We start from the raw sequence: 20,878 nt of genomic DNA, 5'->3' as shown, positions 1-20,878 counted from the left end.
GCTCTCGTGAGCCCGAGTGAGAACACGACCGTTGCCAACGCCACACCCGCCACCGCACAGGCCGAGCGGCCCAAACTGCTGCTGATCGACGGCCATTCGATGGCGTATCGCGCGTTCTTCGCGCTGCCCGCGGAGAACTTCAAGACCAAGACAGGGCAGACGACGAACGCGGTGTTCGGGTTCACCTCGATGCTCATCAACCTGCTGCGCGACGAGGCGCCCACCCACCTCGCGGTGGCGTTCGACCTCTCCCGCAAGACGTTCCGCTCGGAGACGTTCGCGGAGTACAAGGCCAACCGCAGCAGCACCCCGGACGAGTTCAAGGGCCAGGTCGGGCTGGTCGAGGACGTGCTGAAGGTCCTCGGGATCCCGGCGCTGACCAAAGAGAACTACGAAGCCGACGACATCATCGCCACGCTCACGACACAGGCGACCGCCGAAGGCTTCGACGTCCTCATCTGTACGGGTGACCGTGACGCGCTCCAGCTGGTGACCGAGCACGTCACCGTGCTGTACCCGAAGCGCGGGGTCTCGGAGATGACCCGGTTCACCCCGGAGGCGGTCGAGGAGAAGTACGGCCTCACCCCGGCGCAGTACCCGGACTTCGCCGCCCTGCGTGGCGACCCCTCGGACAACCTGCCCAGCATCCCCGGCGTCGGTGAGAAGACGGCCGCGAAGTGGATCAGGCAGTTCGGCTCCTTCAACGAGCTGATCGACCGGGTCGACGAGGTCAAGGGCAAGGTGGGCGACGCGCTGCGCGAGCACCTCGGCGCGGTGATGCTGAACCGCCAGCTCACCGAGCTGATCCGCGACGTCGAGCTGGAACTCGGCCCGTCCGGTCTCGAACTGCGGCCCTGGGACCGCGAGGCCGTCCACGCGCTGTTCGACGAACTCGAGTTCCGTGTCCTGCGTGATCGCCTCTTCGCGACCCTGCAGAGCGCCGAGCCCGAGGCCGAAGAGGGCTTCGAGGTCAGCGGCGCGAAGCTCGCCCCGGGCGGGCTCACCGCCTGGCTTGCCGCGCACACCGGCCAGGACGCGCCGGTCGGCCTGGCGTTCCGCACCACCGGTGCCTCGGTCCGCTCCGACCTGAAGGCCATCACCTTCGCGGCGCCGGACGGCGAGGGCGCGTATGTCGACGTCACCGCGATGGACGCCGAGGACGACAAGGCGCTCACCGCCTGGCTCGCCGACGAGAAGGTCCAGAAGATCGGCCACGAGCTCAAGGTCCCGTTGCACGCCGTCCGCGCGCGCGGCTGGGCGTTCGCGGGGCTCGTCATGGACACGGCGCTCGCGGCCTACTTGGTCCGGCCCGGCCAGCGCACCTTCGAACTCGACGACCTGGTCCTGCGTTACCTGCACCGCGAGCTGCGCTCCGAGGCCGACACCGGCGACGGGCAGCTGTCGCTGCTCGACGGTGGCGCCGAGGACATGGAGCAGAAGGAGATCCAGGCCGAGCTGGTCAAGGCCCGCGCGGTCGCCGAACTGGCGGGCGCGCTGACCAAGGAGCTGGAGGAACTCGGCGGCGCGCAGCTGCTCGTCGAGCTGGAACTGCCGCTCCTGCAGGTGATCACCGGTCTCGAAGCGGCGGGGATCGCCGTCGACATCGAGCATCTGACGGATCTGGAAGCGCACTACCTCAGCCGGGTCACCCAGGCCGCGGACGAGGCGTACGCGGTCATCGGCAAGCAGGTCAACCTCGGTTCGCCGAAGCAGCTGCAGGTGATCCTGTTCGACGAACTCGGCATGCCGAAGACCAAGCGCACCAAGACCGGCTACACCACCGACGCCGAGGCGCTGCAGAGCCTGTTCGAGAAGACCGAGCACCCGTTCCTGCAGCATCTGCTGGAGCACCGGGACGCTACCCGACTGCGCACCACGGTCGAGGGCCTGATCAAGGCGGTCGCCGACGACGGCCGCATCCACACCACGCTGCTGCAGACGATCGCCGCCACCGGACGGCTCTCCTCGATCGACCCGAACCTGCAGAACATCCCGATCCGCACCGAGGAAGGCCGCCGCATCCGCGACGCGTTCGTCGTCGGCGACGGATACGCCGAGCTGATGACGGCGGACTACAGCCAGATCGAAATGCGGATCATGGCGCATCTCTCGCAGGACGAAGGACTGATCCAGGCCTTCAACAGCGGCGAGGACCTGCACACCTTCGTGGCGTCGCGCGCGTTCTCGCTGCCGCCGGAGGAGATCACGCCGGAGCTGCGCTTCCGGGTCAAGGCGATGTCGTACGGCCTGGCGTACGGGTTGTCGGCGTACGGGCTTTCGCAGCAGCTGCGGATCTCGACCGAAGAAGCCAAGGAACAGATGGAGGCGTACTTCTCCCGGTTCGGCGGCGTGCGCGATTACCTCCATTCGGTGGTCGGCGACGCGGCGAAGGTCGGTTACACGGAAACGATCTTCGGTCGCCGCCGCTATTTGCCGGATCTCAACAGCGACAATCGCCAGCGCCGGGAAATGGCGGAGCGGATGGCGCTCAACGCACCCATTCAGGGCAGCGCGGCCGACATCATCAAGGTCGCCATGCTGAATGTGCATCGTGCGCTGACCGAGGCGAAGCTGAAGAGCCGCGTATTGCTGCAGGTCCACGACGAACTCGTCCTCGAAGTCGCCGAAGGTGAGCGCGAGCAGCTGGAAGCGTTGGTGCGTCAGGGAATGGGCTCCGCCTACGAACTGGCCGTCCCGCTCGAGGTGTCCGTCGGCTACGGGCGGTCCTGGAACGACGCCGCGCATTAGGCCTCGTGAGTGGTAATGACGGTTAGAACCGTCATTACCACTCACGATCGGTAGGGTCTTACGGGTGGGTTCCGAGCGAAGACGCTGGCGGGTGCGGTTGCGCGATCACCGTGGGCGGATCCTGGGTGCCGGGACCATGCTCGACGGGGAGCACCTCCTCACCTGCGCTCACGTGATCGAAGGCCACGACGAAGTCATCGTGGATTTCGTGGCGATTCCCGGGGTGGAGCCCGGATCCGCCACGATCGTCGCGCAGGCGGCACCCATCGGTGACGACGGCGGCGACGTCGCATTGCTCCGCTTGCGTCACCCCGAGGAACAGATCACCGGCGCCCCGCTCCACCGGACGGCCCTCGAAGACAACCAGCGCGTCCGTGCATACGGCTTCCCGCAAGGTTCGGACGGCATGTGGTCGTTGGCGACCGTCGTCGGCGACGGCGGGCACGGCCTCGAACGCGTCCAGCTGCACCGGACCTCCGACGCCGAGCCGATCACGCACGGGTTCAGCGGCGCCGCGGTGATCGCCGACAAGACCGGGCACGTCGTCGGCATGGTCGCGACCCGGTACGCGACCGAGGCCGCCCGCGTCTCCTGGATGATCCCGGTCGAGACCATGCTCGGGTACCTGCCGGAACTCCGCCGCTGGGCCGAGGGCAGCCCGGCGATCGACCCGAGTTTCGTGCGGTACCCGGAACCGCCCGCGATCGACGTGCTGTTCGCCCGCGAGTTCGCCCAGTGGCTCGGCGGGCACGGCCGGTCGGACGTCTGGGTGATCATCATGGGCGCGGACGATTCCGGCGTCGCGGCCTCCTTGCGCCGCGCGGTCGTCCTCGCCGACCGCGAACACGGCGCGGGCCGGAGCGCGGCCGGGCCCACGGTGCCGCCGGTGGGCAGTGTCGTCCTCGCCGTCGACGCGGTCGGCAAGACCGCCGACGAGGTCCGCCGCCGCATCTCCGAACGGCTCGACGTCGCGGCGGATTCGCCCGCCGGCCGTCACGGGACCGGCCGGACGGTCGTCGTCTACGGGATCGACGAGTCGGCCGAACCCGACGAGCTCGTCGGCGAGGTGCTCGTGCCCCTGGCCCAGCGCGCGCACGAACTCGGTCTGCGGCTCGCGCTGGCCTTCCGCGAGGAGACCTCGCCGGGGGTGAACGTGGTCCGGTCGAGCACCGACGTCCTGCCCGCCGACGAGGACGACATCGAGGGCCGCCTGAGCCTGCTGGAGACGCGGCTGGCCGAACTCGACAAGCTGGAGAAGGACAATCTGAACGACGCCCCTCGCTTCACCGGCGCCCCGGACGCCCAAGCCAGAGTGCGGCGGTTGAAAGGCGCGGTGACGCAATTGCGTTCGGCGGAGCGGGACGGGGAGGCCGAGTGGGTGAAACGGCATCTGCCCGCCTGCGAGCGGACCGTGGCCAGGGCCGTGGAACGCGCCCGCGACCTGCGCCGTCTCCTCGACGAGAACCTCGCCCGGCGCGCGGAACTTCGCGCCCGGCTCGACGCGTACGGCGAGATGGCCCGTAACAACGGCCTCGTCGAGGACGTCGAACTGGACGCCGCCTACGCACCGGCCTGGCGGATGCTCTTCGAAGGACCCTGCGACCTCGGGGCCGCGGCGGACGCGGTCGAGCAGTTCGCGAACATCGTACGGAAACGGATCGACGGATGACGGCCTGTGCCCGGGACGGCTGCCATGGCGAACTCGGCAAGACGGGTTTCTGCAAGGTCTGCGGGCTGCGGCCCGGAACACCGGAAGAGCCCGTGCGGCAGGACAGACCCACGTTGGTGATCCCCGGGCCGGGGGAGACGCCGACCAGGATCACGAGCACCGTGGTGACCCGCTCCCAGCAGATGGCCGGCCACGCGACCGCGGACGACCGTGTCCCGCTGCCGCTCGTCGAACTCCCCGACCTCGCGGGCCGTCTGCTGACCGGACCGCATGTCCCGGAAGAGGAACGGTTCTGCGGCAAGCTCGGGTGCACCGGTACTCCGGTCGGCCGCTCGATCGGCGGCGGGCCCGCGCCCACCGAGGGGTTCTGCCCGGTCTGCCGGACACCGTTCTCCTTCTCTCCCAAGCTCGCGGCGGGCGACGTGGTCGACGGCCGGTACCACGTGCTCGGCTGCGTCGCGCGCGGCGGACTCGGTTTCGTCTACCTGGCAACGGATTCGCGGCTCGGTGGCAGGCACGTCGCGCTCAAGGGCCTGATCAACACGAACAACACCGCCGCCGTGCGGATCGCGGAGACCGAGAGCCAGGTGCTCACGTCGCTGGATCATCCGAACATCGTCCGGATCCTCAACGTGGTCGAACACGACGGCTTCCGCTACATCGTCATGGAGTTCGTCGACGGCCTTTCCCTGCGGGAGATCAAGAACCGCGGCCGGGCGGGGCTGGATTCCAGCGAGGGACGGCTGCTGGTCGAGCACGTCGTGGCCTACGGGCGCGAGATCCTGACCGCGCTCGACTACCTGCACGGTGAGGGCCTGCTGTACTGCGACATGAAGCCGGACAACGTGATCCACGGCGAAAAGCGGATCAAGGTCATCGATTTCGGCGCCATCCGCAAGATCTCCGACGACGAAAGCCCGGCCGTCGGAACCGAGCACTACCAGGTGTCGCCGCGGGAACGGGCGAAACACGGCCTCACCGTCCGGTCCGACATCCACACCGTCGGCATGACCCTGCGGGAACTCTTCCAGGCCAGCGACGGCTGGTCGGTCACCCCCGACGCGCGCGGCGTCCGGTTCGGCATCGAATCGTTCATCCGCGTCCTCGATCGCGCGACCGCCCCGTTCGACCGGCGGTTCGCCACCGCGCACGAGATGCTGGTCCAGCTCGACGGCGTGCTCGCCGAGATCCTTTCCTTGCGGGACAGGCAATCCCGGCCCGCCGGATCGACGCTGTTCACCGAAGGGGCGGTACTGCTCGACGCGGGACTCGGCCAGGCGCCACCGCTGGAGCACTGGACGCGGGGGACGCCCGTGTCGCTCGGCGAACGGCCGTCGGCCGCGGAGATCGCCCTCGGCCTGCCGGTGCCGCGCGAGGATCCGGACGACCCGCGGGCAGCCTTCCTGCGCACTGTCCGAGCCCCCGACGCGGCGCGGCTGCTGAAGAAACTCGACAAGGTGCCCGGTTCGGTCGAGGTCGAGTTCCGCCGGTGCCGGGCGCGGCTGGAACTCGGGGCGATCGTCGAAGCCGCGCGGGCGGTGGCCGAGGCCGAACGTCTGCTGGGCGAGCGCGCCGCTCAGGACTGGCGGGTGGCGTGGCACCGGGCGCTGCTCGCGCTCGGGGCGGGTGATTTCGCCGCGGCCAAGGAGAACTTCGACGCCGTGTACCGCGACATCCCCGGCGAGGAGCCGCCGAAACTCGCGCTCGGCCTCTGCGAGGAGCACCTCAACGGCGCTGCCGCAGCGGAGCGCTACTACGACGCCTTGTGGGCGCGGGACCGGACTCAGGTCAGCGCGGCGTTCGGGCTCGCGCGGGTCCGGTTGTCGCGGGGCAACCGCGCCGCCGCGGTCGAGATCCTCGACCAGGTCCCGGAATTCTCGCGCTACGACGAGGCGGCGCGGATCGCCGGGGTGCGGGTGCTGTCCGCGCCGATGCCGGGCACCGGGGACCTTCCGGTGTCGGCCGAACTCGACGACGCCGTGGAGCGGCTGTCCGCCTTGGAGCTCGACGGCGACGCCTTCGACCGGCTGGTGACGGCCGTGCGGGAGACCGGGCTGGCGGGGGTGCTCCTCGGACAGGACGGCATCACCGACGGCGTGATCCTGCGCGCGGACGAGACGGGCGCCCGCACGGTGCTGGACAAGTCGTACCGGCGGCTCGCCCACCACGCGCCCGGGCCAGGACCGCACGACGTGCTGATCGATCTCGCCAACTCGGTGAGACCGGTGACCCTGGTGTGAGAGAGGGGAATGATGAGCGGGGAGCCGAGTCTGGGCCTCGAAGTGCACCAGAACAAGTTCCTGGCCGAGGGGGACCGGGCGATGACCGCGATCGTCCGGGTCGTCTCCCGCGGTGGCGAGGCGACCGTCGCCAGGACGGCCGCCGAGGTGCTGATGATCGACTGCTCCAGCTCGATGCGGTTCCCCAGCACCAAGATCGGCGAGGCGAGACGAGCGGCCGCGGCCGCCATCGACGTCCTCCCCGACGGCGTGCGCTTCGCGGTCATCCAGGGCACCGATCGCGCGAAGACCATCTACCCCGCCGAGGACGGCCTGGTGACCGCCTCCGCGCGGACCAGGGCGGAGGCGCACGCCGCCGTCGAGCACCTCGCGGCGGTCGGCGGCACCGCGATGGGCACCTGGCTGGCCAAGGCGCGTGACCTCTTCGAACGCGTACCCGGCGCGGTCCGCCACGCCATTCTCCTGACCGACGGCCGCAACGATTCGCAGACCAGGTCCGAGCTGATGAACGTGCTCACCAGCTGCGAGGGCCGGTTCGTCTGCGACGCCAGGGGGATCGGCGACGGCTGGGAGCCGGCGGAACTCACTCAGATCGGCCGGGTCCTGCGCGGCAACGTCGATTCCGTCGTCGAGGACGACAAGCTCGCCGAGGATTTCCGTCAGCTCATCGAGAGGGCGATGACCAAGGTGCTGCCCGAGGTCCGGCTGCGCGTCGGCACCATGCCGTTCAGCAGGCTGCGGTCGGTCAAACAGGTCTTCCCCGACGAGTACGACCTCACCGACCGGTGCCGGGAGGTCGCCGTGCGCGAGGTGGAACTCTCACTCGGCTCGTTCGCGAGCGACGAGACGCGGGACTACCAGGTGATCCTGGATCTCGATCCGGACCTCGAACCCCGCCACGGGCAGGACCGCCAGCTGGCGTGGACGGAACTCGTGCCTGTTCCCGGTGCCACGACCGAGGGGGACGCGCTGGCCATCGAGGGGCGGTGGACCCGCGATCCGGTCCCGCCGACGCTGATCCACCCGATGATCTCGAAGTACGCGGCTCAGGCCGATCTCGCCGAGGCGTTGACCGCCGGAGGTGACGCCTACGCGGCCGGTGACCAGGCCGGGGCCGAACGGCACTGGGGCCGGGCGGCCGTCCTGGCCGCCAAAGCGGAGGACGAGGACACTCTCGGCCGTCTCACGGGTGTCGTGGAGATCGTCGACGCGGAGAAGGGTGTCGTGCGCCTGCGCGCGGACGCGACGCGCAGCCACGCTCTGCATGTCGTTATCCCTTCGAGGGTTTCGGAAATCGCGCCCGCGCAGGAAGATCGTCCGGTGTCCGAACCCGCCGAGGCGCCACCGGTCGTCTGCGCCGTCTGCTCCGGGCTGTCCCCGGCCGGGGCGAACTTCTGCGTCGGCTGCGGCAGGCCGTTCGACGAGGCGGTTTCGTGACGGCGACCCGGGTGCGGCTGGTGCGGCTCCGCACCGGCCTGCTGGCGCTCACCCTCGCGGTCCTCGTGGTCTCCTTGTGGGCGTTCAACAATGTCCAGGACACGGCGGAGAACGTCCGTGACCGGACCTCCCAGGCGGTCCTCGAAGTGACCGCCGCGCGGTCGGCGCTGGTGGCCGCCGACGCCGCCGCGATCGCCAGTTTCGCCTCGGGACAGGCGAAACTGGCCGGGCCGGGCCAGGAGTACTCGAATCAGCTGGCGCTGGCGAGCCAGAGCCTCGCGCGGGTCGCGGAGTTCAACCAGGCAGGCGAAGCAGGCGGCAACGCGCTGCAGGTGGTGGAAAGCCAGGTCGCGGCCTACTCGGGCTCGATCGGGCAGGCCGACGTGCATCTGCGGCAGCCGGACGCCGCGGTGCTCGGCGCGGTCGACCTCTGGCACGCCTCCCGGCTGCTGCACGCCGCCGGTGGCGTCCTCGACGAGCTGGAATCCTTACAGGGCAAGCAACGTGCCGCCTTGGACACACAAGTGTCGTCGACCGGCGTGAGCCTCGCGATGCTCCCGCTGTGGCTCCTGCCGGTAGCGGCGCTACTGGTCCTGCTGGTGCTCACCCAGCTGTACCTCAAGAAACGCTTCCGCCGCGTGGCGAACCTCCCGCTGCTCGGGGCGACCGCGCTGATCGCCGCGATCGGGGTGGCACTGGTGTTCACCCTGGTCAGCCGCGACCGGCTCGACTCGGTCGGGGAGCGGCTCGACGACGTCGCCGCCGCACGGGACGCGCAGATCCAGGCCGCCGACGACGAGGGCCAGCGACGGCTCGCCGACCTGGTGAGCGAGTACTGCGATCAGGAGCAGGGATGCGGCGTGACCGCCGACGAATTCCGGGCGAAGGCACGGCAGGCCACCACGGTGTCGACGGACAACACGCGGGTGGCCACCGCGGGCGTGAAGGCCGTGGCGGCCGACGCGGCGGGAGCGGCCGAATCCGGCGGGCGGGAGTTCCTGATCCCGGCGGGCACGCTGCTCGCGGGCGGACTGGTCCTGCTCGGGCTCCACGCCCGCATCGACGAATACCGGTATCGCCCGTGAAACGGTTGCTGGCTTTGCTGATGGCGCTCTCGCTGGTCGCGGGCGGCTGCTCGGCGTCGCCCGACGGCGGGTCCGTCGTGGTGCTCGCGTTGTGGACCGGTGCCGAGGCGGACGCGTTCCGGCAGGTGCTCGACGCGTTCAAGGCAGACACCGGGGTCGGCTACCTCTATCAGGGCACCCGTGCCGTGGACCAGGTGCTCGCCTCGGACGTCCAGCGCGGCACCCCGCCGGACGTCGCCGTCCTGCCCAACGCCGGGGTGCTCGCGAAGTACCAGAAATCGGGCGATCTGCTGCCGCTGGGCGACGATCTCTCCGCGACGATGGCGGGCTCCTTCAGCCCGCAATGGGTCAGCCTGCAGAAGATCGGCACCCAGCAGCTGTACGCGGTCGCGGTGAAGGCCGATCTCAAGAGCGTGATCTGGTACAACCCGGCCCAGCTGACCGGGGTCCGCCCGACGTCGTTCGAAGGTCTCCGCGCGTTCTCCGCCGGGCTGACGGCCGCGGGCGCCACCCCGTGGTGTGTCGGGATGGGGGCGCCGCCCACCTCGGGCTGGCCGGGCACCGACTGGATCGAGGACATCCTGCTGCATTCGGCGGGACCCGAGAAGTACTGGCAATGGGCGTCCGGCGGGTTGCGGTGGACGTCACCGGAGGTCAAACAAGCCTGGCTGGACTGGGGTTCCCTGCTCGACCCCGCCGGGATCCGCGGCGGTACCGCGGCCGCGCTGCTGACCGACTTCGGCGACGCGGGCAAGCCGATGTTCGCCGCCCGGCCGGGTTGCGTGCTCGAACATCAGGCGTCGTTCATCATGAGCCGCTACCAGGGCCTGAAACGGGCCGACGGGACTTCTCCGCGCCCCGGCGCCGATTTCGACTTCCTCCCGTTCCCCGGCCGCGAGGTCTCCGAGGTCGCCGCCGACCTCGCCGGCATGTTCCGGGACACCCCGCAGGCGCGGAAGCTGATCCGGTACCTGGCTTCGGAGAAGGCGCAGCGCGTGTGGCCGTCCATTCCGCGCGCGAGCGCGTTCTCCGCCAACCGGAAACTAGGTCTCGACGTCTACACCGACCAGGTGAGCCGGAAGGTCGCGGACACGCTCACCTCGGCGCCCGCCCTGTGCTTCGACGCCTCCGACCTGATGCCCGCGGCGATGACCGGCGCGTTCCACCGCGCCGTCCTGGAGTACCTGAGCAACCGGGACCGGCTGGACACCCTGCTCAAGCAGCTCGACGACGTCCAGAAGAGCATCCAGCCCGGCGAATGGCTGAAGATCCAATGTGGACAGTGAAGGAGTACCGGTGCACGAGCTGACGCGGTTCCCGCTCGAAGGCGGCGGTTCGGTGGTCGTCGAGATCGACCCCCTGCCCGGCACCGCCCGGGTCTCCCGGCGCGACGACCTGATCGAGGACGCCAAGGGATCGTTCGAGGCGGCGCTGGCGAACGTGCGGGACGCGGCCGCGTCGGCGCTGGCCACCTTCCGGTCCATGACCAAGGGGCCGGACGAGGTCGAGATCAAGTTCGGCGTCAAGCTGACCGCGCAGGCGGGCGCGGTGATCGCGAAGACCGGGCTGGAAGGCAACTTCGAGGTGAAGCTGAAGTGGGTCCGGGAGCCGGAGGGCTCGTGAGTGGTAATGACGGTTCTATTGAGGGGTAAGCCAAATGTGGCGCGTCCCGGTGCGGGTCCGGACTGGCTGACGGAAGCCGGGCCTTGACCGCGGGTGTCCACAAGGGACACTTTCCCGGCGATCAATGTCCGACTTGAGCAGTTTGCCCGGCCTCGCGAGGTGGTCGTGAGTGGCAAATAGGGTTCTAACCCTCATTGCCACTCACGACCCCGCCCAGGACCGCACAGATCGACATCAATCGGACACCGAGTCGCCGGAAACTGTCCTTTATGGACAGTCAAGAGGCGCGCCCCGCCTCCTCGGGGAACCCCTCGCCGGGCACACGGTAGTGAAGGCCTCCTTCGCTACCGTGAGGGCAGACAAGGGGGACCTTCACGGCGGCGAGCCGATCACGCCACGTTTGCCTTACCCCGCTAGAACCGTCATTACCACTCACGACCGGGTCAGCGTCCCAGGCCCCGGATCAGCACCATCACCGACTCCCGCACGTCGGCCCTCGTCCGCTTCGGCTGGAACCCCTGCCAGTCCAGGGCGACCACCAGCATCGTGCCGAACAACCCGGCCGCGGCCGTCGGGATCTGGACGCCGTCGGGCAGCCGCCCGGCGGCGTCCAGCCGGTGCAGCTGTTCCCGCACGATCGAGATGATCTCCTCGCGCAGCAACGTCAGCGTCTCGTGCCACGTGCCGGGCGTGCGCCACATCTCGCTGACCAGTATCTGGGAGAAACCGGGGTATTCGGCGATGAACTCCAGCGCGGCGTCCACTTGCGAGGAGATCACGTCCATCGGGTCGCCGTCGCCGGTGGCCGCGCGCAGCCGGTCCGCGAGCACACCGACGCCGTAGCGCAACAGCGCGTCGACGAGACCGTCCTTGCTGCCGAAGTTGTAGTAGACGGTGCCCTTGGCGACCTTCGCCTCGGCCGCGATGTCGTCCACCGTCAGCCCGACGAGGCCGCGGCTGGCCGACAGCCGCAGCGTCGCCTCGAACAACTTCTGCTTCGTCGCCTCACCCCGGGTGGTCACAACGCCAGCTCGGGTTTCAGCGCCGACACCGTCCACGTACGGCGTTTCCGCGCGGCCAGCGTCGAAACCAGGATCCCGCCGACGAGGTAGCCCACCAGGACACCGATGTCGCCGAGGATCTCCATGGACGCGCCGCTGTAGAGCAGGTGCCGGAACCCGTCGATCGCGTACCCCATCGGCAGCGCGATGTGCAGCGGGTACAGCGCGTCCGGGATGGTCTGCCAGGGGAACGTGCCGCCCGCGCTGACCAGCTGCAGCACCAGGAGCACCAGGCCGAGGAACTTCCCGACGGCGCCGAAGAAGGCGTTGAGCGCGTGCACCACCGCGGTGAAGGTGAGCGACACCAGCACGGCGAACCCGATCGCGCCGAGCGGATGCGCGACCTTGATGCCGACCAGCCAGGTCACCGCGCCGAACAGCACGATCACCTGCGCGATCCCCAGCACCGCCGAGGGGAGCCAGCCGCCGAGCGCGACCTTGAACGGCGACGCGCCGGCGGTCAGCGCGCGGGTCGAGAGCGGGCGCAGCAGCAGGAACAGCACGAACGCGCCGATCCAGGTCGCCAGTGAGATGAAGAACGGGGCGAGGCCCGCGCCATAGGTCCCCGCCGAGGCGACGCCGGAGGAGTTGACCGCGACCGGGTCGGCGATGGTGTTGGCGGTGGCCGCGCGGGTGGGGTCGTCGGGGTTCGGGATCTCCTTGAGCCCGGCGGCGAGCCCGTCGCGCAGCTTCACCGCGCCGTCGGCGAGCTGGTTCGTGCCGGTGACCGCGGACTGCTCGCCCTGGTTCAGCTTCGCCGCGCCGTCACGGAGCTGATTCGCCCCGTCCGAGGCCTGCGCGATCCCGCTGGTGAGCTGCGGGGTCGCCGAGGCCAGCTGGTGCGCGCCGTCGGACACCTGGCGCGCGCCGGAGGCGAGCTGGCCGAGCTGGCTGTTCGCGGTCTGGATCTTCGTGTTCGCCTGGTCCACCGGCGAGCGGAGCGTGTCGAGGCGGCTCAGGATCTCCTGCACCTGGGTCTCCGGGACACCGGCGTTCCGCAGGTCCTGGGCGAGCTGGGTGCGGTAGTTGTCGAGCTTGGCCTGGATGTCCCCGGACGCCGTCGCCGCGAGCGAGGCCGCGTCGGCGACCTTCTGGTTCCCGTCGGCGACCTGACCGGCGCCGTCGGCGAGCTTCTGCGTCTGGGCAGGCAGCTGGGCGGTGCCCGATTTCAGGGTGCTGAGCCCGGTCGCCAGCTGAGAGCTGCCGGAGGCGAGCTGCGACGCGCCGTCGGCGAGTTGCTGCTGACCGGTCTTCAGTTTGCCCGCGCCGTCGGCGAGCTGCGAAGCACCTGTCGAGGCTTCCTGGATCTTGCCGTAGATCGTCGAGAAGCCGACCAGGAACTTGTCCGCGGCCTCGCTGCCGACCTTCTCGGCGATCGTCTTGCGGACCTGTTCGGCCACCTGTTTCGCGATGGTGCCCGACAGATAGTTGTTGGCGTCGTTGGTCGTCAGCGTGATCGTCGCCTGCTGGGGCTGGAAGTTGCCGGACGACAGCAACGCCGCGGAGAAGTCACGCGGGATCCCGATGGCGAACGAATAGGTGGCGTCGCGGACGCCCTTGGCCGCCTCCTCGGGGGAGACGTCGTGCCACTGGAAGGTGCCGGATTTGACCAGTTCGTCGGTCACTTCGCGGCCGACGTTGCGCTCCGCGCCCGCCGAGTCCTTCGCACCGGCGTCGGAGGTGTAGACGGCCGCCGGGAGCTTGTCCAGCCGCGAGTAGGGGTCGTAGTTCGCGTAGAGGTAGAAGGACGCGTACAGCAGCGGTACCAGGACGAGCGCGACCATGGCGAGCTTCGGCAGGACGCCGCTGCTCAGCCGGCGCAGCTCGTTGGCGGCGATCCGGACGGGGTTCATTCCTGGTCTCCTGAGGTCTCTGGGGTTTCGTCCGGCACGGTCTCTTCCAGCGTCGTCTCCGCCGGGATCGCGGCGGGCGCGCAGCGCACGGGGTCCGGCTGGTCGAGGCCGCCGAGGAGGGCGGGCTTCGACGGCAGGGCCGAAACGGGGGTCGTCGCGGTCAGCACGACGACGGCGAGGCCGCGACCGGCGTGCTCACGGGCGACCCGCGTCCAGCCTTCGACGTCGCTGGTGTGTCTGTCCGGGGTGTCCAGCACGAGTACGCCGACGCCCTCGCGGCTCGCGGCGAGGGCGGTCAGCAGGCGGGTGCGCGTCACCGCTTCGATGTTCTCGAAGCGGGTGGTGGCGAACGCGGCGGCGCCGTGCTCGGCCAGCCAGCTCGCGACGGCGGCCTTGCCTGCCGGGCGCTTGGCCAGTTCCAGTTCCTCCCCGACGACGACCTGCAGCGTCAGCGCGCCGTCCGGCTCGCTGACGCCGGGGGAGTCGACGACGGCGACGACCTTCCGCGCGTCGCCGCCCTCGACGGTCACGGTCCCGGTCGCAGGCTTCAGGCGCCCGGCCAGCGCCAGCCCGAAGGCCGTGACGCCGACTCCGGGCTCGCCGTGCACGATCGCCAGCTCACCGCCCGAGACGGTGAGCGAGGTGGGCGACAGCAACGTGCCGTGGGGCCCGGTGACGGACACCCTGTCGGCTTGAACCCGCACGAAGAACTCCCAGGTCGATGACTCGTGGAACTTTTAAACTGACTGGTCAGTTCAAAAGTTAACGTTGACCTGGGAGGTGAGCAACCGCGCGGGGCCTACGTCACACCCATGGGTGACGAAACCGCCGCAAAACGGACGGAACACCGCCGCTTTTCGGCTAGCGCAGCGCCGAAGCCGGATGGACCTCCCAGGACGTCCACAGTGGACGATAACCCTGCCGGTGCCAGAACACCGAGGAGAGCGGGTTGGTCGGGTTGTAGTAGAGGTAGGTGCCGTCCGCGCCGTCGGCGTCGAACTCCTTGTGCACCACGGACATCAGGGCCTGTCCGAGGCCGCTCCCGCGCAGGCCGGGCATGGTGACCACGTTGTTGACATAACCCCAGCGGCCGTGGGGGAGCAGTTCGGCCTCGGCGGACCCCGGCGTCGAGGCGATCCAGGCGGCGTGCGCGAACGCGGCGACCTCCCCGTCCCGCTCCGCGAGCCACAGCAGCGGGGTGTCCTTGTCGAGGGCGCGCTCCAGCCCCGGGGCGAGCAGGGCGTCGGCGTTCGGGCGGTGCCGCGTGGCGACCTGCCCGATGTAGTCGTGCGTCGACACGGCCATCGCGAGCACTTCGTCGAAGTCGTCGGGCCGGGCCCGGCGGACGGTCACCCCGTCGTCGGCGGGTTCCTCGCGGTGGCGCCCGGTGCGCACGGCGAGTGCCGACATCGGCACCAGCCCGTGGTCGAGCAAGGCGCGGATCGCCTCGGCGTCGCGGCTCGGCCAATTGACCACACAGGACGAATCCTCGCCGGGTGATTCGGCGTCCATCCACGTCCGCCACGCGCGCAGCAGGACGTCCATCCCCTCGGTGCCGGTGTCCCCGATGAAGGGGAACAGCTGGCGCACGTCGGCGGCCGACCACAGCAGCGGGACGTCGTCCGGGCCGTGCAACTGCCGCTGCACCACGCCGGTCACCTGGATCCCCGACGCCGTGGCGGCGTCGACGCGCTCGCCGGCGACCGGCGGCGGGGGCGCCTCGGGCAGCAGCCTGTCGATCGCCGCGAACCGCGTGCGGTGCGCGTCGAACAACGCCTTCTCTATTTCCATTCCGTCCCCAGTGTCCGTAGCGCCGATCACCGCTACCGCAGTGCCGCGGCCGGGCTCACCGCCCACGTCGTCCATAGTGGACGATAACCCTGCCGGTGCCAGAACACCGGGGACAGCGGATTGGCCGGATTGTACGAGACGAAGGTACCGCGCGACGACGGCGAGAACAGCTCGTCGTGCGCGACCGCGGTCAGCGCGCGCCCGATCCCGCGGCCCCGTGCGGCCGCGGTGACCGCGAGGGTGCCGAGGTAACCCCATTCGCCGGGCGGCAGCCGTCCGGCGAGCGCGTCACCGGGGGCCGGTGAGCGCTTTCCGCCGGTCACCATCCCGACGGTGACCCCTTCTTCTTCGGCGACCCAGGCCCGGCCGCCGAATTGCAGGCCGCGGCGGACCTCTTCGGCGAGCAAGGCCTCGGCGCCGGGCCGGACGACGCCATGGCCGACGAACGAGGTGTAGCGGAGTTCCTCGAACCGGAGAGCGACGATCTCCTCCAGGTCGCCGCCGGCGGACTCCCGGACGGTCACCCCGGGCACCGTGTGCCCGTCGCCGGGGGACGGCGCGCGGACCGCCAGTGCCAGTTGCGGTGCGAGCCCGTGGTCGAGCAAAGCGCGTGCCACCACGACGTCGCGGCTGGGCCAGGTGACCGTGCACGACGAATCCGGTTCGGCGGCGGCGAGCGAGATCCGCGTGCGCCACACGGAGAGCAGCGCGTTCATCCCCGCGCCGGCGTCGTCGGGGAGGACCGCGGAGAGGATCTGCAGCCGAGCCGGGCTCCAGAGCCGTTGCCACGAACCGACCGGGAACCGCAGCCGCGCGATCGTCCCGACCGCGCCGCCCGCCTCGACGGGTTCGCCGGGCGGGAGCGGCGGCGGTGGCGGGAGCAGCGGATCGAGCGCGGCGAAGCGCGCTGCCTGCGGATCCGCCTGCCGCGTCATCCCCGCTGGGTGCAGAAGATCGCCGTGCCGGGGAAGAGCTTGCCGCGCAACGGGCTCCACTGCCCCCAGGTACGCGAGTGGCCCTCCGGCCAGGCGGGCTCGATGAGGTCTGTGAGGGTGAAACCGGCATCGGCGAGCGCGCGGACGTAGTCGCCGATGGTGCGGTGGTACTCGACGTACGTCGCGACGCCCTCGTCGTCGACCTCGACGTACGGGGTGCGGTCGAAATACGGCTGGGTGACGGTGAGGCCCTGCGGTCCGGGGTCGTCGGGGAAGATCCAGCGCATCGGATGAGTCACCGAGAACACCCAGCGGGACCCCGGCCGGAGTACCCGGTGCACTTCGGCGAACACGACGTCCACCGAGGCCACGAACGGGATCGCGCCGAAGGCCGAGCACGCCGCGTCGAAGCTCGCGTCGGCGAAGGGGAGCGACTCCGCCGTCGCCTGCACGAGCGGGACGGCGGGACCGGTCCGGTCGTTGCCTTCCCGCGCGTGCCGGAGCATGCCCGCGGAGAGATCGGTCGCCACCGCTTCGGCGCCCTGCGTGGCGAGCCAGCGCGAACAGGCCGCCTGCCCGCAGCCGACCTCGAGGATCCGCTTGCCGCCGACTTCACCCAGAAGTGCGACGTCGGCCTCGCGGACGCCCTCCGGGCACCAGACGAAGTCCGCGTCGCCGAGGAAGCCGCCGTGGGTCGCCTGGTAGTCGTCGGCGTCGGCGTCCCACCAGGCCAGGTTCGCGGCCGTCGCCTCCGGCGCCGAGACCGCCCGGTAGGCGACCCCCGCGGTGCCGAGCCGCTCCTCGGCCTGCGCGTGCCGTTCGGCCGCCGATTCCCGCTCGGCGGCGGACTGCTGACTCAAACCGATATCCTTTCCCCAGGTCAGGGCTTCGCGGCCCAGATCGTCCGCCCGCTGTGATCGCGGGTGTGACCCTGATTGTGCCGTGTACAGGGGGCCGCGTAGGATATCTGTTAGCGCAGTGGGTTCGCGCTACTCTTTCCCCCGGTTCGCTCAGCGTCCGGGTCAGGGGGTCGCGTACCGGATGCGGTGATGCTCGCGGTCGTTCCCTGTGGACGTTTGCTCATGTGGTCACCTCATGCCGGAAGAGCCCATGGTGCCCTAACTGCAAACCCACTACTTCCCATCCACCGGAGCAACCCGCCTAATGACGACCGACACCGCCACCGCCCCGACCGCCCCCACTGGGCCCCAGCAAGTCGCTATCAACGACATCGGGTCGGAGGAAGACTTCCTCGCAGCGATCGACAAGACGATCAAGTACTTCAACGATGGCGACATCGTTGAAGGCACCATCGTCAAGGTCGACCGCGACGAGGTCCTGCTCGACATCGGCTACAAGACCGAGGGCGTCATCCCCTCGCGCGAGCTCTCCATCAAGCACGATGTCGACCCGGCTGAGGTTGTCACCGTCGGCGATGAGGTCGAAGCCCTCGTTCTCCAGAAGGAGGACAAGGAAGGCCGTCTGATCCTGTCCAAGAAGCGTGCGCAGTACGAGCGCGCCTGGGGCACGATCGAGGAGCTCAAGGAGAAGGACGAGCCCGTCAAGGGCACCGTCATCGAGGTCGTCAAGGGCGGCCTCATCCTGGACATCGGCCTGCGCGGCTTCCTGCCGGCGTCGCTGGTCGAGATGCGCCGCGTCCGCGACCTGCAGCCGTACGTCGGCCGTGAGCTCGAGGCGAAGATCATCGAGCTGGACAAGAACCGCAACAACGTGGTCCTGTCCCGCCGTGCCTACCTGGAGCAGACCCAGTCCGAGGTGCGCAGCGAGTTCCTCAACGCGCTCGCCAAGGGGCAGGTCCGCAAGGGTGTCGTGTCGTCCATCGTCAACTTCGGTGCCTTCGTGGACCTGGGTGGCGTCGACGGCCTGGTGCACGTCTCCGAGCTGTCCTGGAAGCACATCGACCACCCGTCCGAGGTCGTCGAGGTCGGCCAGGAGGTCACGGTCGAGGTTCTGGACGTCGACATGGACCGCGAGCGCGTCTCGCTGTCGCTGAAGGCGACCCAGGAAGACCCGTGGCGTCAGTTCGCCCGCACCCACGCGATCGGCCAGATCGTGCCGGGCAAGGTCACCAAGCTCGTCCCGTTCGGTGCGTTCGTGCGCGTCGAGGAGGGCATCGAGGGCCTGGTGCACATCTCCGAGCTGGCCGAGCGCCACGTGGAGATCCCGGAGCAGGTCGTCCAGGTCAACGGCGACGTGATGGTCAAGGTCATCGACATCGACCTCGAGCGTCGTCGCATCTCGCTGTCGCTGAAGCAGGCGAACGAGGGCGTCACGCCGGAGACCGAGTTCGACCCCACTCAGTACGGCATGGCCGCCGAGTACGACGCCGAGGGCAACTACATCTACCCCGAAGGCTTCGACCCGGACACCCAGGAGTGGCAGGAAGGCTTCGACAAGCAGCGTGAGGAGTGGGAGCGTCAGTACGCCGAGGCTCACACCCGCTACGAGGCTCACATGAAGCAGGTCCAGAAGGCCGCCGAGGCCGACGCCGAGGCCGCTGCGGACGCCGCGACCGGTGTCACCTCGAGCGACTCGGGCGAGCAGAGCTACACCTCCGCTCCGGCCGAGGCCAAGAGCGGTGGCACGCTCGCCAGCGACGAGCAGCTCGCGGCTCTCCGCGAGAAGCTCTCGGGCGGCGCGTGATCAAGGCGCTCAGCCAATAGCTGACAGACAGCGGCCCCGGTCCACCACGGACCGGGGCCGCTGTCTTGTGCCCACCACCCCCCGCTTTTCGTCCTCTAAATGCGGTACTTGCGCACGGCAACTACCGCCACCAGAGGACTAAACGCGAGAGAGAGGAGAGGGCGTCAGGAGGTGACGGGCCGGACGGCCGGGACCCAGACGCGTTCGAGTGCCGCGGCGCGGGCCTTGCGGCGGAGTCCGGCGAAGCTGTGCTTGGCGGGAACCAGGAGCGCGCTCAGCCACGTGCGCCGATATTCGGCGAGGGCCTCGGCCACGGGACGATGGAGGACACAGTGCACCAGCCCCGGCGAACCGAGCCGGTGCCTTCCGACGTGCTTCCCGTCTGCCATCTTTCCTCCGTGTGGGCTACCTTCGCCGCGCACGGTACGCAATCAGGCCCCCGAAGCCGTGTAACCGACCGGCGTGTCACCCATAAAGGTTGAGTCACGCGTCACGATGATCTTGCCTTTTGCATCCTTCTGTGCCGGATGTGTACCTCACTTAACCCTGTGCGGTCGCCCGAGGTCGCGCACTAGGCTGATCGTCATGTTGCGTGTGGGCCTGACCGGCGGGATCGGCGCTGGAAAATCAACGGTGGCGAACCGCCTTTCCGAGCACGGCGCCGTCCTCATCGACTCCGACAAGATCGCCAGGGAGGTCGTCGAGCCGGGGACACCGGGCCTCGCCGAGCTCGTCGAGGCGTTCGGGGACGACATCGTCGCGGCCGACGGTTCACTCGATCGTGCCGCACTCGCCGCCAAGGCCTTCGCCGACGAGGAGGCCCGCAAGCGGCTGAACTCGATCGTCCATCCGAAGGTCGGCGCCCGGACGGCCGAGCTGATGGCGAGCGCCGCGCCGGACGCGATCATCGTGCACGACATCCCGCTCCTCGTCGAAGGCGGACTCGCGCCGATGTACCACCTCGTCGTCATGGTCGACGCTCCGGAGGAGGTCCGCGTCCGCCGTCTCGTCGAGTCCCGGGGGATGGCCGAGACCGACGCGCGCGCCAGGATCAAGGCACAGGCCACCACCGACCAGCGCCGGGCCGTGGCCGACGTCTGGCTCGACAACAGCGGAGCGGCCGACATCGTGCTCGCCGACGTCGACGCGTTGTGGGCCGACAGGCTGACCCCGTTCGAAGCCAACGTGCGGCTCCGCAAGCCGCGCCCGCCGATGTCGCCGAAGATCGCGCCGTACGACGAGACCTGGCCCGCGCAGGCCGAGCGGGCGCTCGCGCGGATCCGCGTGGCGGCAGCGGACAAGGCCGTGCGGGCCGACCACATCGGTTCGACCTCCGTGCCCGGCCTGCCCGCCAAGGACATCCTCGACCTCCAGCTCACAGTGTCCACTTTGGACGACGCCGACGCGCTGGCGGACGCCCTTTCCGACGCCGGTTTCCCACGCGCGGAAGGCGACTGGTTCGACGACGCGCACGGCGAAGAGGGCACCTGGGCGAAACGGTTCCACTTCGGCGGCGACCCCCGGCGCCCGGTGAACCTGCACGTCCGGTCGCAGGAGACGCCGGCCTGGCGGCTCGCGCTGCTGTTCCCGGAGTGGCTGCGCCAGAACCAGGACGAGCGGGACGCCTACGCGGCGGTCAAGCACGCCATGGCCGCGAAGCACGCCGGCGACGGAAGTTTCGAGCGGTACACCGACGACAAGCAGGACTGGATCGACGAGGCCTTCGTCCGGGCCGCCGCGTGGGCCGAGTCGACGGGCTGGACGCCGTAGGG

Annotated in this window: 16 protein-coding genes; 9 read left to right on the top strand and 7 right to left on the bottom strand. The window is 69.8% G+C overall.

Annotated features, from left to right (window positions below):
- Window positions 1-6 precede the first annotated feature (6 nt).
- The 7 genes from polA (at window position 7) to SD37_RS25410 (ending at window position 10,802) form a co-directional block, all read left to right on the top strand.
- The gene (gene polA / locus SD37_RS25440) at window positions 7-2,748 is read left to right on the top strand and encodes a DNA polymerase I (RefSeq protein ID WP_044851122.1); all 2,742 of its coding nucleotides are present in this window, start codon (window positions 7-9) and stop codon (window positions 2,746-2,748) included.
- A 64-nt stretch (window positions 2,749-2,812) separates the two neighbouring features.
- Window positions 2,813-4,417 (top strand): S1 family peptidase, encoded by a 1,605-nt coding sequence (locus tag SD37_RS25435; RefSeq protein ID WP_044851121.1) that lies wholly within the window; start codon window positions 2,813-2,815, stop codon window positions 4,415-4,417.
- A complete protein-coding gene (locus SD37_RS25430; RefSeq protein WP_044851120.1) occupies window positions 4,414-6,657 on the top strand; it encodes a serine/threonine-protein kinase in 2,244 nt (747 codons plus the stop codon). Before SD37_RS25435 ends, SD37_RS25430 begins: the two co-directional genes overlap by 4 nt.
- A 12-nt stretch (window positions 6,658-6,669) precedes the next feature.
- Window positions 6,670-8,094, top strand: coding sequence for a VWA domain-containing protein (locus SD37_RS25425; protein WP_044851237.1), 1,425 nt, complete (start codon window positions 6,670-6,672; stop codon window positions 8,092-8,094).
- Entirely contained in the window at window positions 8,091-9,179 is a 1,089-nt protein-coding gene (locus tag SD37_RS25420; protein WP_044851119.1) for a hypothetical protein, read from the top strand. The genes SD37_RS25425 and SD37_RS25420 overlap by 4 nt, the downstream gene beginning before the upstream one ends.
- Complete coding sequence (locus tag SD37_RS25415) at window positions 9,176-10,465, top strand: ABC transporter substrate-binding protein (RefSeq protein WP_083255076.1); 1,290 nt, start codon at window positions 9,176-9,178, stop codon at window positions 10,463-10,465. The genes SD37_RS25420 and SD37_RS25415 overlap by 4 nt, the downstream gene beginning before the upstream one ends.
- A gap of 10 nt (window positions 10,466-10,475) precedes the next feature.
- Window positions 10,476-10,802, top strand: coding sequence for a CU044_2847 family protein (locus SD37_RS25410; RefSeq protein WP_044851118.1), 327 nt, complete (start codon window positions 10,476-10,478; stop codon window positions 10,800-10,802).
- 443 nt (window positions 10,803-11,245) lie between these two features.
- Here SD37_RS25410 and SD37_RS25405 read toward each other — a convergent pair whose 3' ends face one another.
- From SD37_RS25405 to SD37_RS25380, 6 genes are all read right to left on the bottom strand, one after another.
- Complete coding sequence (locus SD37_RS25405) at window positions 11,246-11,824, bottom strand: TetR/AcrR family transcriptional regulator (RefSeq protein WP_065912974.1); 579 nt, start codon at window positions 11,822-11,824, stop codon at window positions 11,246-11,248.
- Entirely contained in the window at window positions 11,821-13,716 is a 1,896-nt protein-coding gene (locus SD37_RS25400; protein ID WP_044851116.1) for a YhgE/Pip domain-containing protein, read from the bottom strand. Before SD37_RS25400 ends, SD37_RS25405 begins: the two co-directional genes overlap by 4 nt.
- Window positions 13,713-14,420, bottom strand: a complete 708-nt coding sequence (locus tag SD37_RS25395; RefSeq protein ID WP_044851115.1) for an ABC transporter ATP-binding protein — start codon at window positions 14,418-14,420, stop codon at window positions 13,713-13,715. Before SD37_RS25395 ends, SD37_RS25400 begins: the two co-directional genes overlap by 4 nt.
- Window positions 14,421-14,577: 157 nt before the next feature.
- On the bottom strand, window positions 14,578-15,507 hold the full coding sequence (locus SD37_RS25390; RefSeq protein ID WP_044851114.1) for a GNAT family N-acetyltransferase: 930 nt from the start codon (window positions 15,505-15,507) through the stop codon (window positions 14,578-14,580).
- A 32-nt stretch (window positions 15,508-15,539) separates the two neighbouring features.
- Window positions 15,540-16,442 carry a GNAT family N-acetyltransferase gene (locus tag SD37_RS25385; protein WP_044851113.1) on the bottom strand — a complete coding sequence of 301 codons (903 nt, stop codon included), beginning with the start codon at window positions 16,440-16,442 and terminating at the stop codon, window positions 15,540-15,542.
- Window positions 16,439-17,302, bottom strand: coding sequence for a class I SAM-dependent methyltransferase (locus SD37_RS25380; protein WP_044851112.1), 864 nt, complete (start codon window positions 17,300-17,302; stop codon window positions 16,439-16,441). The genes SD37_RS25385 and SD37_RS25380 overlap by 4 nt, the downstream gene beginning before the upstream one ends.
- 304 nt (window positions 17,303-17,606) lie before the next feature.
- Here SD37_RS25380 and rpsA point away from each other — a divergent pair, with 304 nt between their 5' ends.
- The gene (gene rpsA, locus SD37_RS25375) at window positions 17,607-19,106 is read left to right on the top strand and encodes a 30S ribosomal protein S1 (RefSeq protein ID WP_037313285.1); all 1,500 of its coding nucleotides are present in this window, start codon (window positions 17,607-17,609) and stop codon (window positions 19,104-19,106) included.
- 164 nt (window positions 19,107-19,270) lie between these two features.
- Here the strand turns inward: rpsA and SD37_RS25370 are convergent, their stop codons facing one another.
- Complete coding sequence (locus SD37_RS25370; RefSeq protein ID WP_044851111.1) at window positions 19,271-19,495, bottom strand: hypothetical protein; 225 nt, start codon at window positions 19,493-19,495, stop codon at window positions 19,271-19,273.
- A gap of 196 nt (window positions 19,496-19,691) precedes the next feature.
- On the opposite strand from SD37_RS25370, the gene coaE reads away from it, so the two are divergent.
- Window positions 19,692-20,876 carry a dephospho-CoA kinase gene (gene coaE, locus SD37_RS25365; RefSeq protein ID WP_044851110.1) on the top strand — a complete coding sequence of 395 codons (1,185 nt, stop codon included), beginning with the start codon at window positions 19,692-19,694 and terminating at the stop codon, window positions 20,874-20,876.
- Window positions 20,877-20,878 lie beyond the last annotated feature (2 nt).

Origin of the sequence: Amycolatopsis orientalis (genome assembly GCF_000943515.2) — a bacterium.
GTDB classification, from domain to species: Bacteria; Actinomycetota; Actinomycetes; order Mycobacteriales; family Pseudonocardiaceae; genus Amycolatopsis; species Amycolatopsis orientalis.
The sequence above is the reverse complement of the archived record's forward strand: the minus strand, read 5'-3'. Positions and strand labels throughout refer to the sequence as shown.